Here is a 16,495-nt window from a genome sequence, read left to right as displayed (position 1 = left end):
GTCGAAGAACTGGCACAGGCGTTGCGCGGCAGCGCCGGCCGCCCGCGCACGCCCGGCGGGCCGGGCACGTCGCTGCCGCGCCGGCGCAACGACGTGCAGCAGATCGCGGCCGCCGTCGCGCAGCTGCAGGACACGCTGAAAGACCGCGAGCAGGCCGTGCAGTCGCTCGAGCAGCGCGCGCTGCGCGACCCGCTGACCGGCTTGTGGAATCGCGGTTTCCTGGCCGAGATGGCCGAACGCCTGGCCGACGAGGTCGATCACGCACGCCTCGAGGTCTGCGTGCTGTGCCTGGACCTGGATGCGTTCAAGCCGATCAACGACCGCCATGGCCACGCCGCCGGCGACCAGGTGCTGGTGCAGGTGGCCAAGCGCCTGCGCAAGCTGGCGCGCGAGCAGGATTTCGTGTTCCGCCTCGGCGGCGACGAGTTCCTGGTGCTGATCACCGGCCTGCCGGGTGAAGGCAGTGCGCTGTCGCGCACGCTGGCCGAGCGCATCGTTCGCGACATGCGCCGGCCGATGAGCTACCTGACGCTGAACAACCTGCGCGTGGGCTGCAGCATCGGCGCCGCCGTCTGGCCGACGCACGGCCCGACGCTGGCCGAGGCGATGCGCCACGCCGACGAGGCGCTCTACGCCGCGAAGCACGCGGGGCGGGGGCAGTTCAGGCAGTACGCCGGGGTGTCGGGCTGAGACGCTGAGGCCGGCCCTCAGGCAAAGCTGCGGCAATCCGCCAGCGGCAGCCCGCAGCCGTGCGGGTCTTCTGCGGCGAGCCAGGCCGTGGACACCTCGGTCGAGTTGTCGAGGAAGCGCTCGATCCACAGCATGAAGCCCTCGATGTCGAGCCCCGTCATCGGCATCGCCGACATGCTCAGCATCTCGCCGGTGTAGGCGTTCCAGCAGACCTCGAAGCGCGGATCGTCGCGCTGGGCGCGCGACAGGCAGCTCCAGTAGAGCTCATGCCCCGGCACCGCCACCAGCGAATGGCCGACCTGGGTGCCGATGCGCACGCACTCGAAGCGCGCGTCGAGGAACAGGTCGACCGCGAAGCGGTCGTTGCAGACGAAACGCGCCTGGTCACCCGCCACGCTGAAGGGCGAACTGCCGATGCGGCGGGCGAATTCGTCCAGGAGGATCTGCAAGGCGCTCATGGACCACCCGCGCTGTGAAGGCGAGGCGTCAGTAACGCGGACGTGCGCCGGGTTCCATCTGGCGACGCGACCGGCCAGCCACGACAGGGGTCGCATGGACACCCCCTCGACAGTGAACCGGCGACGCCGGCGCGTTACTCAGCACGCGCCCCTCTCAGGGCATTCGATCCCACGGACCGCCTGACCCGGAAATCCCATGTCCACCGTATCGCGCCAGACCGCCACACCGCCTGCAGCCCACCGGATCGGCGCCAGCGCACCGCTTGCTGCGCAACGCACGCCGGGACACCTGGGGCCCTACAGCATCACCCCGGCAGAGCCGGGGCCGGCCTGGGGCAGCCGCTACCGGCCGACGAACGACCAGCCGACGAGCGACGGCATCCCGCCGCCGCCCGCCGAGCCGGCTCAGTGAGCCCCGCCCCCACCGCCGCCGGCCCCACCTTTCTTGGGCTGCGTCAGCCACACCAGCCCGATCAGCAGGATGAACAGCGCTGACGACAGGTAGAACAGGTCGGTCGCCGCCATCGTGTAGGCCTGCTGGTCGACCAGCCGGTTCACCGTCGCGAGCGCCTGGTCGGGGCTGTAGCCGGTGGCGCCGAGGTTCGACAGCGTCTGCGTCGCGGCGATGCTGTTGCCGTTCACCGTCTCGGCGATCTGCGCATGGTGCAGCACCGCGCGGTTCTCCCAGGCCGTCGTGAAGATCGACGTGCCGATCGCGCCGGCCGTGATGCGCACGAAGTTGCTCAGGCCGGCCGCGGCCGCCATCTGCTGCGGCTGCAGGCCCGAGAAGATGATGGCCTGCAGCGGGATGAAGAAGAACGCCATCGCCGCGCCCTGCAGGATCGTTGGCACCAGGATGGTGTTGAAGTCGGCCTGCGTATTGAAATGCGAGCGCATCCACAGCACCAGCCCGAAGCCGAGGAAGGCCACCGTGGCCAGCCGCCGCGGATCGACCTTGCCGATGTTCTTGCCGACCCACGGCGACAGCAGGATCGCCAGCACCCCCACCGGCGCCAGCGCGATGCCGGCCCAGGTGGCGGTGTAGCCCATGTACTGCTGCAGCCACAGCGGCATCAGCACCACGTTGCCGAAGAACAGCCCGTAGCCCACCGACAACGCCACCGTGGCCAGCCAGAAGTTGCGCCGCGCGAACAGCCGCAGGTCGACGATCGGGTTCTTCTCGGTCAGCTCCCACGCGAGGAAGAACAGGAAGCCCACCACCGCGACGACGCCCAGCGTGATGATCTGGCCGGACTGGAACCAGTCGAGCTCCTTGCCCTTGTCGACCATCACCTGCAGCGCACCGACCCACAGCACCAGCAGGCCCAGGCCCACGTAGTCGAGCGGCACCTTCTGCGGCACGGCATCGCGGGTGCGGTAGATCGACCAGGTGAACACCGCCGCGAGGATGCCGACCGGGATGTTGATGTAGAAGATCCACGGCCACGAGATGTTGTCGGTGATCCAGCCGCCCAGCAGCGGGCCGACCACCGGCGCGACCAGCACCGTCATCGCCCACATCGCCATCGCGGTGCCGGCCTTGGCAGCCGGGTAGCTGGCGAGCAGCAGCGTCTGCGACAACGGGATCATCGGGCCGGCCACCAGGCCCTGCAGCACGCGGAACGCGATCAGCGTCTCGATGTTCGGCGCCAGGCCGCACAGCCACGACGAGAACACGAACAGCAGGATGCTCGCCATGAACAGGCGCACCGGGCCGAAGCGGCGGGTGAACCAGCCGGTCAGCGGCACCGAGATCGCGTTGGCCACGCCGAACGAGGTGATGACCCAGGTGCCCTGGTTCGGGCTCACGCCCATGTCGCCGGCGATGGCCGGAATGGAGACATTGGCGATCGAGCTGTCGAGCACGTTCATGAACGTGGCGAGCGACAGCGCGATCGTGCCGAGGATCAGCTGGCTGCCGGTCAGCGGCGGATGGGCCACCGGGCGCGGCGGCGCGACCGGGGCGGGCGCAGGTGCCGGCGCATCGGCGCCGGACACCGCATCGGCGGTGGTGGAGGACATGGGAAGGCTCCGCGGATCTCTGGGAGGGGCTTACTGCTTGACCGGGGTCAGCTTGACCGCGGCGGCGACGGCGCTCGACGCGACCGTCTCGCCCGTCGCGGCGGCCGGCGTGGCCGCCTCGCTGCGGCGCGCGGCCACCTTGGTGTCGGCCTTCAGCGCATGGCCGAGGTTGCTCGCGATGATCTTGCGCACCTCGCCGTCGGCCGCCTGGTTGACCAGGTCGAACACCGCCGTCTGCGCGACCGCCGAGCTGCGTTGCACGTCGGCCAGCATCTTGCCGTCGGTGTTGCTCACGTCGACCTTGGCGTCCATCGAGAGGCCCACGCGCAGCGGGTGCTCGGCGAGCTCCTTCGGGTCGAGCGCGACGCGCACCGGCACGCGCTGCACCACCTTGATCCAGTTGCCGGTGGCGTTCTGCGCCGGCAGCAGCGAGAACGCCGAGCCGGTGCCGGCCCCCAGGCCTTCGATCCGGCCGCGGTACTCGACCTTCTTGCCGTACACGTCGGCCTGCAGCGTGACCGGCTGGCCGATGCGCAGGTTCTTCAGCTGGCTTTCCTTGAAATTGGCATCGACCCACAGCTGGTTCAGCGCGATCACCGACATCAGCGGCGCACCGGCCTGCACGCGCTGGCCGACCTGCACGCTGCGCTTGGCGACGTAGCCGTCGACSGGSGCGAGCAGGTCGGCGCGGCGCAGCGCCAGGTAGGACTCGCGCACGCGGGCCCCGGCGCGCTGCACGTTCGGGTGCTCCTCGACCGAGGTGTTGTCGGTCAGCGCCTGGTTCGACGTGAGCTGCTCGCGCGCGGCCAGCGAGGCCGATTGCGCGGCCGCGACGGCGCTCTTCGACGCGGCGAGTTGCGCGTTCGCGTGGTTGAACTCTTCCTTGCCGACAGCGCCGCTCGCGACCAGCGGGGCGCGGCGGTTCACGTCGTCCTGCGAACGCTGCAGGTCGGCCTGCGCACGGGCCAGGTCGGCCTCGCGCAGCGCGATCTGCGCCTTCAGCGTCGAGTTGTTCGCGAACAGCGTGCGCACCTCGCGCACCGTCTGCGCGAGCTGGGCTTCGGCCTGGTCGAGCGCGACCTGCGCATCGGCCGGGTCGAGCCTGACGAGCGGCTGGCCGGCCTTCACGAAGTCGGTGTCGTCGGCATTGATCGCGAGCACGGTGCCGCCGACCTGCGGGGTCAGCTGCACGACGTTGCCCTGCACGTAGGCGTTGTCGGTCGTCTCGTAGTGGTTCAGCACCAGCGCGTAGTAGGCGCCGTAGGCCACGCCGATCACGGCGACGGCGGCGGCCACGGCGGTCAGGGCCTTCTTGCGGGTCGGGTTGCCGGTGACTGCGGGAGCGGTGTTGTCTTGCGGGGAGGTCATGAAAGGTTCTCCGAGGTCTTGCTGTGTTTGTACGAAATCGGGTCGGGATCAGGAGGCCTGCGCGCTGCGCAACGGCGCGGCCACATAGCCGCCGCCCAGCGAGCGGATCAGCGCCACCTGCGTGTCGAGCGCGCGCGCCTTCAGGTCGGTGCCCAGGCGGCGCTGCGTCAGCACCGTCGACTCGGCGTTCAGCACGACCAGGTAGGTGCCGAGGCCGGCCTTGTAGCGCTGCGTCGCGATGTCGTAGGCCGCTTCGGCCGAGGCCTGGGCATTGGCCTGTTCCTTCTGCTGGCGCTCGATCGACTGCAGCGAGCTGATCTGGTCGGCCACGTCGCGCACCGCGTCGAGCACGGCGGCGTTGTAGCTCTCGATCGCGGCATCGAGGTCGGCCGACTTGCCGCGCAGGTTGGCGCGCAGCCGGCCGCCGTCGAAGATCGGCAGGCGGATCGCCGGGCCGATGCCGTACTGCTGGCTGTCGGACTTCAGCAGGTTGTCCAGGCCGATGCTCGAGAAGCCGGCGAAGCCCGTGAGGCTGACGTTCGGGTAGAACTGGGCGCGCGCGGACTTGACGTCGCTGGTGGCCGCCTCGACACGCCAGCGCGCGGCGCTGATGTCGGCGCGGCGGCCCAGCAGGTCGGCCGGCACGTTGGCCGGCAGCGGCACGGCCTGCACCGGCTGCAGGCGCGGGCTCAGCGTGTCGAGCGCGTTCGGCGCCTGCGCCGTCAGCGCGGCCAGCGCGTGGCGGGTCAGCGCGATCTGCTCGTTCAGCGCCTCGACCTGCTGGCGGGTTTCGGGCAAGGCGCCCTCGCCCTGGCGCAGCTCGACGGTGGTGTCGAGCCCGGCCTGCACGCGCTGGCGGATCAGCGCGAGGATGTCGTCGCGCTGCTGCAGCGAGCGGGTCGCGACATCGCGCTGCTCGAGCAGGCGCGCCAGCTGCACGTAGTTGCGCGAGACGTTGGCGGCCAGCAGCACGCGGGCGGCCTGCAGCTCGGCCTCTTGCGCACGCTGGCTGCCGAGGGCGGCGTCGAGCGCGGCGCGGTTGCGGCCGAAGAAATCGAACTCCCACGAGGCAGCGGCCTGCAGCGTCGCGGTGGTCTGCATCGTGCCGCCGATCGGGGGCGGCACCAGGCCGTTCTCGGTGAAGCGCTGGCGGGTGGCATCGAACTGGCCGGTGACCTGCAGGCCGTCGGCCGCCGCCACGTTGTCGATCGCGGCCTGAGCCCGCGTGATGCGCGCTTGCGCCACCTTGAGGCTCGGGCTGCCGGTCAGCGCCTTGTCGACCAGGCCGTTCAGCGAAGGGTCGCCGAACGATTGCCACCAGCTGGCGTCCACCGCCGGCGAGGCGGCGTCGGCCTTCTCGGCCAGGCCGACCGCGGCCGGCTCGACCAGCTTCGCGCCCGGCGCGATGCCGTTGGTGCTGGCGCAGCCGGCCAGCGTCAGCACCAGCGTGGACGCCAGGGCCACCACCAGCGCGGTCAGCGCCGGAAGCTCGCGGTGCGAGCGCAGGGTCTGCAGGGAAGGGATCGCGGACATGAGACCAGACTTTCTGTCAGATGATTGTTTCGGCTGTATTTGCTCAGGCAGGCATTGGGATGGCATGGGTCCACCTCGTTCAACTTTTGTTTGTCTTTGGGGGTTGCGCGAGGGAGATCAGGTCTCGTCGCGCAACGCCTCTCCGTTGGCCAGCATGCGCTGCAGGTACAGCTTCAGCGCCTGCCATTCGGTCTTCGAGAAACCGGCCAGATGGGCATTGAGCACCTCGGCCAGGACGGCAGGGACCTCGGCGATCGAGGCCTCGCCTTCCGGCGTCAGCTCGATCTCGACGACCCGGCGGTCTTCGGTGCTGCGCACCCGCTTGCACAGGCCCTTGCGCTCCAGCCGGTCGAGCAGGCGCGTGGTGGCGCCCGCATCGGCCTGCAGCCAGCGCGCCAGCTCGGCGACCGTCGCCTTGCCGTGGCCCGAGTGGAAGACCTTGAACAGCGGGCCCCACTGCGCGCTGGTCAGGCCGTGCGCGCCCAGCTTGCTGTCGACCTGGGAGCTGATCGACAGCATGATCCGCTTCATCAGGTAGCCCACGCTCTCCTCGGCGCAGTACGCGTCGCGGTTGTAGAAATCGGCGGGGACGGGGCTGCGGCTCATGGCGGTCGGATGGGGTCCGTTGGCTATCTCGATGCCTGGACTTTATTTGCTTAGGCAGTCATTGTCAAGGCCGCCTTTGCCCTGGCCGGGTTCAGCCGGGTTCAGCTACAGTGCGTGGCGGTTTTTTGCCGCAGCCTGTCCCACGGACACCCCCGATGCCCAACTCCCCCACACCAGCGCCCGGTCGCGACGTTCGATCCCTCAGCGGGCTGCTGCCGTTCCTGCGGCCCTACTGGGGGCGCATCGGGCTGGCGGTCGTCTTCCTGGTGATGGCGGCGGTCGCGACGCTGGTGTTCCCGGCCGCGCTGAAATCGCTGATCGACCAGGGGCTGGTCGCCTCCGATCCGGGCGAGCGCCTGCTGGCGCTGCGCGGCCACTTCTTCGCGCTGTTCGGCGTCGGCGCGGCGCTCGGCGTGTTCTCGGCGGCCCGCTTCTACATGGTGACCTGGCTCGGCGAGCGCGTCACGGCCGACCTGCGCAGTGCCGTCTACGCCCACGTCATCGAGCAGAGCCCGGAGTTCTTCGAGACCACGCAGACCGGCGAGGTGCTGTCGCGGCTGACCACCGACACGACGCTGGTGCAGACCGTCGTCGGCTCCAGCCTCAGCATGGGGCTGCGCAACACGGTGATGGGCCTGGGCGCGATGCTGATGCTGATCATCACCAACCCGCTGGTGATGACGCAGGTGCTGGGCATCCTGGTGATCGTGGTGCTGCCGTCGCTGTACTTCGGGCGGCGCGTGCGCAAGCTGTCGCGCGCCAGCCAGGACCGCGTCGCCGATTCGAGCGCGATCGCCGCCGAGGTGCTGAACGCGGTGCCGGTGGTGCAGAGCTACACGCAGGAGGCGCGCGAGGCGAAGCGCTTCAGCGACTCGACCGAAAACGCCTTCGCGACCGCGATCCGGCGCACGCGGGTGYGCTCGGGCCTGGTGGCCTTCATCATCACCGCCACCTTCGGCGCGCTGCTGTGGGGCCTGTACCAGGGCACGCAGGCGGTGATCGCCGGGCAGGTCAGCGCCGGCCACCTCGGCCAGACGGTGGTCTACGTGATCATCCTCGTCAGCTCGGTGGCGGTGCTGGCCGAGGTGTATGGCGACCTGCTGCGCGCGGCCGGGGCCACCGAGCGGCTGATGGAGCTGCTGGCCACGCGCTCGTCGATCGCCTCGCCGGCGCAGGCGGCGGCACTGCCGGCCACGAGCGGCGGCTCGGCGGTGGCGCTCGAAGGCGTCAGCTTCCGCTACCCGTCGCGGCCGCTGCATGCGGCGCTGGCGGATTTCAACCTGCAGGTGCGGCCGGGCGAGACGGTGGCGCTGGTCGGGCCGAGCGGTGCCGGCAAGAGCACGGTGTTCCAGCTGCTGCTGCGCTTCTACGACGTGGCCGAGGGCCGCATCGCGGTCGACGGCGTCAGCGTGCGCGACACCGCGCTGCAGGCGCTGCGCCAGCGCATCGGCATCGTGCCGCAGGACAGCGTGATCTTCTCGGCCAATGCGCTGGAGAACATCCGCTACGGCCGTCCCGAGGCGAGCGACGACGAGGTGATCGCCGCCGCGCGCGCCGCGTTCGCGCACGACTTCATCAGCGCGCTGCCCGAGGGCTACCAGACCTTCCTCGGCGAGCGCGGCGTGCGGCTGTCGGGCGGGCAGCGCCAGCGCATCAGCATCGCGCGGGCGATGCTGAAGAACCCGCCGCTGCTGCTGCTCGACGAGGCCACCAGCGCGCTCGATGCCGAGAGCGAGCGCATGGTGCAGGCCGCGCTCGAATCGGCGATGAAGGACCGCACGACGCTCGTGATCGCGCACCGCCTGGCCACGGTGCAGCGTGCCGACCGCATCGTCGTGATGGAGCACGGGCGCATCGTCGAAACCGGCACGCATGCGGAACTCGCGGCCGCCGGCGGGCTCTATGCGCGGCTGGCGGCGCTGCAGTTCGATCTGTGACAACAGCCTGTCAGCGTACGCCGACATCAACTGTTACCGACGGCCGACAGACACCCGCAACCTGCGCGACCGATACTCGCGATCCGCTCGCGCGCGAGATTTTTTTCAGGAGAAGACCATGAACATCCGCAACTTCCGATCCGCCGCCGTGGCGCTCAGCGCCACCGCCGTGCTGCTGGCCGGCTGCCAGAACATGAGCGAAACGCAGAAGGGCACGGCCATCGGCGCCGGTGCCGGCGCCGCGGCGGGTGCCGTGCTCGGCAAGGTGACCGGCGGCAAGGCCGGCACCGGTGCGGTGATCGGCGGCGCGCTCGGCGCGGTGGCCGGCAACATCTGGTCGAAGCGCCAGGAAGAACGCCGCGCCCAGATGGAGCAGGCCACCAAGGGCACCGGCGTCGAGGTGACCCGCACGGCCGACAACCAGCTGAAGCTGAACGTGCCGAACGACGTGTCGTTCTCGACCGGCAGCGCGACGATCAAGCCCGAGCTGCGCGCCGTGCTCGACCCGTTCGCCGAGAGCCTGAAGAACGACCCGAACGTGCGCCTGAGCATCGTCGGCCACACCGACAACACCGGCTCCGACGCGATCAACAACCCGCTGTCGCTGGAGCGCGCCCACAGCGTGCGCGACTACCTGAGCACGCGCGGCGTGACCGCGAGCCGCATCGAGACCGCCGGCCACGGCGAGCGCGAGCCGGTGGCGGACAACAGCAGCGAAGCCGGGCGCGCGAAGAACCGCCGCGTCGAGTTGTTCCTGCGCGAGCCGGGGCAATCCTGATCGCTCCACGCATGACGGAACGGGCGCCTTCGGGTGCCCGTTTTTTGTTGCGCCGATAATCGCGCCTTCCGCAGGCAGTACCCCCATGAAACAGTACCTCGACCTCGTCCAGAGCATCTTCGACCACGGCAGCTGGCAGGACAACCGCACCGGCGTGCGCACGCTGAGCCTGCCCGGCGCCTCGCTGCGCTTCGACCTGCAGCAGGGCTTTCCGGCGGTGACGACGAAGAAGCTCGCGTTCAAGTCGGCGGTCGGCGAGCTGGTGGGCTTCCTGCGCGGCAGCCGCAATGCGGCAGAGTTCCGCGAGCTGGGCTGCAAGGTGTGGGACCAGAACGCCAACGACAACGCGCCGTGGCTGGCCAACCCGTACCGGCTGGGCGCCGACGACCTCGGCCCGGTGTATGGCGTGCAGTGGCGCAACTGGCCGGCCTACAAGGTGATCGATTCGACGCAGACGGCGCAGATCGAGGATGCACTCGCGCGCGGCTATCAGTTCACAGCCGTCTACGACGACGGCGAGGCCGAGCGGGTGCTGCTGTACAAGGCGGTCGACCAGCTGCGCCAGTGCCTGGACACGATCATCAAGGACCCCGGCAGCCGGCGCATCCTGTTCCACGGCTGGAACTGGGCCCAGCTCGACGAGATGGCGCTGCCGCCCTGCCACCTGCTGTACCAGTTCCTCGTCAGCCAGGAAAAGCGCGAGATCTCGCTGTGCCTGTACATCCGCAGCAACGACGTCGGCCTGGGCACGCCGTTCAACCTGACCGAAGGCGCGGCGCTGCTGCACCTGGTGGGGCGGCTCACCGGCTACACGCCGCGCTGGTTCAACTACTTCATCGGCGACGTGCACATCTACGAGAGCCACGTCGGGATGCTGCGCGAGCAGCTGACGCGCACGCCGTTCGCGGCGCCGCAGTTGCAGCTGTCGGACCGCATCCCGGATTTCGCGAAGACCGGGCGCTACGAGCCGGAGTGGCTCGAGAAGGTGGAGCCGTCGGACTTCACGCTGGTGGGGTACGACCACCACCCGCCGTTGACGGCGCCGATGGCGGTGTAGCGGTTCACGGCGGGCATTTCATCCCGGCATCGGCCTTGAAGGCCGATGCGCTGACAACGCAGACTCGCACGCCGTCGAAGAGCCAGACCTGCTTTGTCGGTGGCAATCCCCGCTGTTGTTCCACGAGGTTGCTCTCTTCCAGTTGAGTTCGCACACCGTCGTGCTCGACGATGATGGATCGAATATCCAGGGATTCACGCATCGCAAATCGCTCCCCAGGCTCGAATGACTTCAGGAGCAGACGTGTCGAGGAGTCCCTCATCACGACGCTGAGGTCGACGGAAACCTTCCCGCCGTTGTAGATCTCGGCGCCGCCTCGGAAGCTGAATCCCATGCTGAAGCAGCCCGACAGCACTGTGACGACAGCGACCCGCCAGCTGCGTTCAACCACTACCATGGCCACCACCCCTTTCCCGTTGTACCGTATCGGTCGGCCGCTTGTTCCAAATTGCTGGAAGCAGTGAATGCGCCTCCCGAGAATAGGTAAACCGGGAAAAATAAAGGGCCCAGCACTTGGTATTGATAGGTGTGGGCTGCCTCGTGAGATCCCAACCGAACTCTTTCATAGGGTCCGCCAGCAGCGGACGCGTATGTCGGCACCTTTTCGTCCATGCTTGGAAACGTACTTATGATGACGTTTCCAATCGTGACTGCACTTACGCCGAACGGGTAGTTGTTGACCACGATGGCATTGTCCTGGAAGGTGATGTTCGCACCGAACGGAACCCCCACGAGACCAACACCCAGCCCGACAACGGTGTTGGGAAGTGTCCAGATCTTGCCCGCAACGTCGGCACACCCGCGAGGATTTTCCAAGCATTGCTGCGTGAGATAAGCATACGCGGCCGTCTTGGCACCGTCGGCGAAATGCCCTCCCTGAATGACGGATGAAGCTCCGCCCAACACCGAATTGGTGGCCATGTTGCCGAAGAAGCCCCAGCCACTCGTATCAGGACCGTAGGTCGCCCAGCCTGCATTCATCGCGGAGGACAACGCACCTTGGCGGCAGCTGCCACCCCCGGCCCTGGAAGACAGGCACCCTACCGCTGCATGCAAAGCCACGTTCGTGAACCCACTGGTCCCGTAGTCGGCTCCCATGCTTGCCGCGTCCACCGCGAAGGAAACCGCCCCGGCATTCAGAGCCGCATGCATGTCACCCGTGCCTTGGTAGGTGTAATAGCTGGACCAGAGCGCCGCCCCCCCCGGGCCGCCGTAGTACGACGCCGCGATCGAGCCCACCGTGTAGGCCCACTGGTGCGTCATCACATAGCGATCGACCGCCGCCTGCCCCGGCAGGTGATGGATCACATTGAACGCTGACTTGGTCACGTTCTGCGTCGCGCGCCCATTGGGCTGCCAGAAGCAGTCCAGCGTGCAATACCCGCTCGGGTCCGTGGCGTTCAGCGGGTTGTTCCAGGTGTACGCGTAGCGGTTGTAGCTCTGCTGGCTGCCCGGTGCCTGCACGCCCGGGTCCGCGCTCATGAACCGTCCCAATGCCGGGTCGTAGATGCGGCCGTTCATGTTGATCAGGCTCACCTCATCGAGGTGCTCGTGGCCGGTGTAGCCGCGGCCGGTGCTGCTGGCCGCCAGGGTACCGCTGCCGTCGGTCTGGCCGTTGGTGTTGCGGCGCTTGCCGTACGGCTCGTAGGCCATGCGCTCGATCGGCGTGCCAACCGCATTCGTGACGACGCTGACCGAGCCCAGGTGGTCGCTGTGCCAGTACTGAGTGCTGGTGTTGGCGACCGTGGTGCACGGATCGGCCGTGCACACGATCATGCCGATCTGCATGCCACCGGCGTTCAGGTAGTGCCTCTTCTTCGTACCGGCCACGCCGCTCTCTTCTTCATAGAAGAGTCCCGATCCGTCCGGGGTATTCAGGTACACCGTGGTGCGCTGCGGCACGCCGCCAAGGAGGTAGGCCTCCTTCACGCGCTCGTGCTCGCTGCCGTACAGGTAGGTGAGCTGCGTGCTGTTCCGGCTGATGCTCGACACCTTGTCGAAACTGGTCCACACCATCGTGCGGCCAGCCCCTGAGACCAAGTTGCCGTCGGCGTCATATTGGTACGAGGGCACGGCCAGCCCATTGACGAAGCCGCTGACGTTCGCCACCGCATGCGGGCGATTGCTGCCGGCCCCGCTCGGGTTGTAGTTGTAGGTGTTGGTGGTGCCGCTTTCGGTACGCGTCAGCATATTGCCGATCGCGTCGTAGGTCCATGCGATCGTCTGCGACGGCAGGCTGCCGCTCGATCTCGTTTCGCTCAGCACCCGGCTCAGTTCGTCGTAGGTGTAGCTTGCACTGACGGTGGTCAACATGTCGACGCGGTTGCTCAGCGCGCCGGCATCGTCGTAGGTGTGCACCAGATTCTGGACGTTGTTGCCGCTGCCGGCGCGGGTGATGTTCAGCCGCCCCGAGCCTGGGAAAAACTGGTTGCTCGTCGTGACCGCGTTGCCATATGTGAACTGCGTCAACTGCCCGCTCGCGTTCACCGCATCGGCGGTCCAGAGCGCCTGGCCATTGCGGTTGTCAACCAACTGCTTGAAGAAGCCCAGCCCCGCCGTATAGACGTTGCGCGTCACGAGGCCAGTGGGGTACGACTGCGTCTCGACCCGGCCATGCACGTCATAGGTCACGCCTGCAGCGTAAGCCGCGCCGATCGTTGTCGTCGCGCTCTTGAACCGACCGAACTCGTCGTAGACGATCTTGCGCGATGTGTCGTTCGCGGTCGTCACTTCGCAGAGCTTGCCGGTGCCGTGATCGCAGGGCTGGCCATTCGCGTAGGTGTCGTAGCGCCAGGTGCTGGTGGCATCGGGCTCGACGCGCTGCGTCAGCCGGCTCAGCAAGTCGTAGGCCATCGTGGTCCAGTCGGGCAGCGCTTGCGCCACGGTGCCGCTACCCGTCAATGCCGGGCACGCCGACAGCGCATTGCTGCCGCGCATCCGCGGGCTCTGCTGCGCTTTCAGCTGGCCGAGCGCGTCGTAGCAATAGCCCCAGACGCCCATGTCGGCGTCGTACAGCGCGGTCTTGCGGCCACGCCGGTCATAGACCATCGACGTGATGTTGCCCTTCGAATCCGCCGTCTGCACCAGGTTACCGACGGCGTCGTAGGTGCGCCGCAGCACGTTGTTTGCAGCGTCCGTGATCTTGACGACCCGCCCGAGGACGTCACGTTCTTCAGTGGTCGGATGCGACAGCGGATCCTTGACGATCGTCACAGACTGGTCATAGGCCGTGGTCGTCGACACGGTGCCGGTCCCGGCGTCATTGGGGGAATCGACACGGGTCACGCGGCCCAGCTGGTCACGCTGGAACACCGTCCAGTACTTCGGCTGGCCATCGAAGAACGGGCGGCTCTGGCGATAGACGTTGCCGTTGGCTTCGTACTCGGTGTCTTGCAGTATCAGCTGCGAGGTGCCGTTGATGTCGGCGCCCTGGGTCTCGATTCGCGTGACGCGGCCCAGGCTGTCGTAGTACGTGCGCACGTAGGGACCGTTGGCGGCCCACGCCGTGTCGGAACTGAAGTGGATCGGCGTGGCCGTCACGGCATAGGCACCGGCGGCGCCGCCGACCGCCGGACAAAAGAGTGTCCCGCCGTTGATGCCGGAGCAGTACTGATAGGCCCAGGTGGTGCCGTTGCCGTCCGCGCGGTGCTCGCGAAGCTTGCGACCGAACCCGTCGTAGGTCCAATTCGTCGTCAGCTGGTTCGGCCCGGTCGAACTCGTCACCACCCCCAGCTGGTGGTCGTAGACGCGCGTCTCTTGCTGCTTGAGCGCGTTGGTCGTTGTTTTCACGAAACGCGGATCGACCGTGTCGTACACGCTGCTCGCCGCACGCTCCGGAAATGCCGCGGCAGCACTCGGTACGGCTGCCTCCACGACAGCGCCTGGTGTAGAGCCAGCGCTGCCGTTGCAATTGCGCGTCTTGATCGAGGTCTTGCGGCCATACAGATCGAAGCCGTACTCGGTGACGACGCATAGGTCTGCAGACCCCGGCTCGATCACTTCCTTCTTCAGCAGGCCGCTGACCGGGTCGTAGTCGAACGAACTGGTGCGCGTGATGGTCTCGATGGCAGACGCAGTGTTCGACACCATGAGACCTCCGAGCAGGATGCCCACCAGCGACATCCCGCGCCAGACCCCGCGCCCTTGCTCCATGTGCCTGTCATTGTTCATCGAAGGCCTCCCTCTCGGCTTGCCGCGCCCGCTCGAGACGGGCGGCGTGTCATCGGTTCTTGAATCTCAGCGAATCTTCAGGGGCATTCGCGCTTCAGTCGTCGAGCAGGATGCTCAGGATCACCTGCAGCAACTGCGCTGGCAGCTGGGGCGCGGGTGCGGGCGGCAACCCGCCCGTGCCCTGCACCACCGGTGCCGGAATGTCAGGGCCTGTCGAGGTCGCAGTGCTTTTCAGCAGCCGGCCCAGGTACCAGTTGCCCAGGTCGGGCGCCGCGTAAGTGTTGACGACGGTCTTGGCGTAGGCCGTCGCGTTGCCATTTGCGTCCAGCGTCGAGGTGATGATCCGGCCGACGTTGCCGTAGGCATCCACGTCAAGCGTCTCGGTGCGCGTGCGCGGCATGGGCTTGCCGTTCAGGTCCCAGGTCCGGGCGTCGACCGTCTTCGGGTAGACGAAATAGCGCTTGCCCGGACCGACCGTGCACGGAGCCGGCGGGATGGTCGTCGACGCCGGGTCCACACAGTCGTAGGCCGTTGTCGTGCTGCCTAGGTTGAAGCCGCTGGCCAGCGAAAGCCCCTGCAAGGCCTGGCTCGTCATGCCGGTGTACGGGAAGTTCAGGTTCGAGACGGTCCGGGTCACGACGCCTGTCATTTCATCGACCGATTGAAGCCAGTTGAACCCGAGAAAACCCCGGCCATTGCGCTCCATTTGCGCCGAGTCATAGCTGTAGGTCGTCTTGCGCTCGCCACCCACGCCAGTAGTGGCCTGCGATGACGTCACAACCTGCATCGGTGGAACGACTGTCCAGCGACCCCCACTTGATGAAACCGACATCGAATAGCTCGATTCCGACTTGCCGAGGATCTGCGCAAGACCTCGCTGCTCCCATGCGACCCGAGCACCCAGGCCATTGGAGATCGACATCGGCACGTCTGCAGAATGGCGAGAAAGAAACCAGCTGCCGTAACGCCCTTGGTCGTCGCTCATGTGGACCAGATCGGCGAAGCCATCACCGGCCGTATCCATTGCGAACCACTTCCCGCACGTCATGCAAGAATCAACATTGCCGGTCGATTTGCTGGCCGACACGTCAAACGTGCCATCACCTTTCGAAAGCCAAATCCGGTAGTCATCGTTGGTTGTCGTGAGATGAACGAGATCGCTCAAGCCATCACCATTGAAATCGAGAACCTGCCAGCTTCCGCCCCCAAGATTGGTGTCAGTTGTCGACGGGAATTGGGATACCGCAAACGAACCGTCGCCCTTGGACAACAACACGATCACGTTGCCAGAGTTGCCCGCGAGATTCACCAGATCAAGCAGGCCGTCGCCATTCACGTCGAGCAACTGCCACGACGCCACGGTCCCCCCTACGCTACCCCCGGTCACCGCTTCAGGATAAGGCGACTTGGTGACATCGAACGTACCGTCTCCCTTCGACATCCAAGTCACAAAACCAGCAAAACCAAGGGTAGGAGCTCCTTGGGCCGGCTGGAATTTGTGGGAGAGATGAACGAGATCGGCAAGCCCGTCACCGTTCAAGTCCAATGCAAGCACTGGCCCTGACATGGAACTGCCCATCCAATCGCCAGCGTTGTTCGAAATCTGGGTCGTCACGAAAGCACTGCCTGGCGCCCCGGTGGATCGCCATACATACGCGCGAACAGCACCAGTCGTGGGAACGTGCATCAGATCAGGCAGTCCATCTGCATTGACGTCCAATACATACCAGCCACCATCGGTCAACTGGGTATCGACAGCATTCGCCGGCTGCGGTGAAACGGTGAATGTGCCGTGGCCGCTCGTATACCAGAAAGAGAAGTTTCCGGCGTTGTCCTTGAGGTGCACGAGATCCTGAATACCGTCGCCGTCCACGTC

The 16,495-nt window shown here is 67.2% G+C and carries 13 protein-coding genes; 5 read left to right on the top strand and 8 right to left on the bottom strand.

Translation table 11 applies throughout. The features are described 5' to 3' along the window. The coding region (locus AC1DXV_RS20435; RefSeq protein WP_477935238.1) for a GGDEF domain-containing protein at positions 1-690 on the top strand (690 nt) is incomplete at its 5' end. A 17-nt stretch (positions 691-707) separates the two neighbouring features. On the opposite strand, the gene AC1DXV_RS20430 is transcribed toward AC1DXV_RS20435, so the two are convergent. After that, a complete protein-coding gene (locus AC1DXV_RS20430; protein WP_477874534.1) occupies positions 708-1,148 on the bottom strand; it encodes a hypothetical protein in 441 nt (146 codons plus the stop codon). A gap of 196 nt (positions 1,149-1,344) precedes the next feature. Here AC1DXV_RS20430 and AC1DXV_RS20425 point away from each other — a divergent pair, with 196 nt between their 5' ends. Continuing rightward, the gene (locus AC1DXV_RS20425) at positions 1,345-1,560 is read left to right on the top strand and encodes a hypothetical protein (protein ID WP_477872731.1); all 216 of its coding nucleotides are present in this window, start codon (positions 1,345-1,347) and stop codon (positions 1,558-1,560) included. Here the strand turns inward: AC1DXV_RS20425 and AC1DXV_RS20420 are convergent. The 4 genes from AC1DXV_RS20420 to AC1DXV_RS20405 form a co-directional block, all read right to left on the bottom strand. Next, the gene (locus tag AC1DXV_RS20420) at positions 1,554-3,170 is read right to left on the bottom strand and encodes a DHA2 family efflux MFS transporter permease subunit (RefSeq protein ID WP_477872729.1); all 1,617 of its coding nucleotides are present in this window, start codon (positions 3,168-3,170) and stop codon (positions 1,554-1,556) included. The two genes, AC1DXV_RS20425 and AC1DXV_RS20420, sit on opposite strands and share 7 nt — an antisense overlap. A gap of 30 nt (positions 3,171-3,200) precedes the next feature. Beyond that, the gene (locus AC1DXV_RS20415) at positions 3,201-4,538 is read right to left on the bottom strand and encodes an EmrA/EmrK family multidrug efflux transporter periplasmic adaptor subunit (RefSeq protein ID WP_477935236.1); all 1,338 of its coding nucleotides are present in this window, start codon (positions 4,536-4,538) and stop codon (positions 3,201-3,203) included. A gap of 48 nt (positions 4,539-4,586) precedes the next feature. Then, positions 4,587-6,071 (bottom strand): efflux transporter outer membrane subunit, encoded by a 1,485-nt coding sequence (locus AC1DXV_RS20410; RefSeq protein ID WP_477871403.1) that lies wholly within the window; start codon positions 6,069-6,071, stop codon positions 4,587-4,589. A gap of 117 nt (positions 6,072-6,188) precedes the next feature. Then, complete coding sequence (locus AC1DXV_RS20405; RefSeq protein ID WP_477871402.1) at positions 6,189-6,677, bottom strand: MarR family winged helix-turn-helix transcriptional regulator; 489 nt, start codon at positions 6,675-6,677, stop codon at positions 6,189-6,191. Positions 6,678-6,832: 155 nt separating this feature from the next. On the opposite strand from AC1DXV_RS20405, the gene AC1DXV_RS20400 reads away from it, so the two are divergent. The 3 genes from AC1DXV_RS20400 to AC1DXV_RS20390 all read left to right on the top strand — a co-directional run bounded on the left by AC1DXV_RS20400 (position 6,833) and on the right by AC1DXV_RS20390 (position 10,449). Next, complete coding sequence (locus AC1DXV_RS20400) at positions 6,833-8,614, top strand: ABC transporter transmembrane domain-containing protein (protein WP_477935234.1); 1,782 nt, start codon at positions 6,833-6,835, stop codon at positions 8,612-8,614. A gap of 118 nt (positions 8,615-8,732) precedes the next feature. Next, positions 8,733-9,392, top strand: a complete 660-nt coding sequence (locus tag AC1DXV_RS20395; protein WP_477871327.1) for a YiaD family glycine zipper/OmpA-like lipoprotein — start codon at positions 8,733-8,735, stop codon at positions 9,390-9,392. 85 nt (positions 9,393-9,477) lie between these two features. Then, complete coding sequence (locus AC1DXV_RS20390) at positions 9,478-10,449, top strand: thymidylate synthase (RefSeq protein WP_477871329.1); 972 nt, start codon at positions 9,478-9,480, stop codon at positions 10,447-10,449. A gap of 4 nt (positions 10,450-10,453) precedes the next feature. Here AC1DXV_RS20390 and AC1DXV_RS20385 read toward each other — a convergent pair whose 3' ends face one another. The 3 genes from AC1DXV_RS20385 to AC1DXV_RS20375 form a co-directional block, all read right to left on the bottom strand. Further along, a complete protein-coding gene (locus AC1DXV_RS20385; RefSeq protein ID WP_477871331.1) occupies positions 10,454-10,852 on the bottom strand; it encodes a hypothetical protein in 399 nt (132 codons plus the stop codon). Beyond that, a complete protein-coding gene (locus AC1DXV_RS20380) occupies positions 10,840-14,619 on the bottom strand; it encodes an RHS repeat domain-containing protein (protein WP_477935232.1) in 3,780 nt (1,259 codons plus the stop codon). The genes AC1DXV_RS20385 and AC1DXV_RS20380 overlap by 13 nt, the downstream gene beginning before the upstream one ends. Positions 14,620-14,713: 94 nt before the next feature. Continuing rightward, a partial coding sequence (locus AC1DXV_RS20375; RefSeq protein WP_477935230.1) for an FG-GAP-like repeat-containing protein occupies positions 14,714-16,495 on the bottom strand: 1,782 nt, incomplete at its 5' end.

The organism is Rhizobacter sp. P3_C12 (assembly GCF_056402735.1).
Note: the sequence above shows the minus strand (reverse complement) of the source record. Positions and strands in the feature narration are given on the sequence as shown.

Coding starts and splice junctions, on each gene's coding strand:
- AC1DXV_RS20380 (WP_477935232.1), bottom strand. CDS start 14,619: ATGAACAATGACAGGCACATGGAGCAAGGGCGCGGGGTCTGGCGCGGG.
- AC1DXV_RS20405 (WP_477871402.1), bottom strand. CDS start 6,677: ATGAGCCGCAGCCCCGTCCCCGCCGATTTCTACAACCGCGACGCGTAC.
- AC1DXV_RS20420 (WP_477872729.1), bottom strand. CDS start 3,170: ATGTCCTCCACCACCGCCGATGCGGTGTCCGGCGCCGATGCGCCGGCA.
- AC1DXV_RS20395 (WP_477871327.1), top strand. CDS start 8,733: ATGAACATCCGCAACTTCCGATCCGCCGCCGTGGCGCTCAGCGCCACC.
- AC1DXV_RS20390 (WP_477871329.1), top strand. CDS start 9,478: ATGAAACAGTACCTCGACCTCGTCCAGAGCATCTTCGACCACGGCAGC.
- AC1DXV_RS20425 (WP_477872731.1), top strand. CDS start 1,345: ATGTCCACCGTATCGCGCCAGACCGCCACACCGCCTGCAGCCCACCGG.
- AC1DXV_RS20430 (WP_477874534.1), bottom strand. CDS start 1,148: ATGAGCGCCTTGCAGATCCTCCTGGACGAATTCGCCCGCCGCATCGGC.
- AC1DXV_RS20410 (WP_477871403.1), bottom strand. CDS start 6,071: ATGTCCGCGATCCCTTCCCTGCAGACCCTGCGCTCGCACCGCGAGCTT.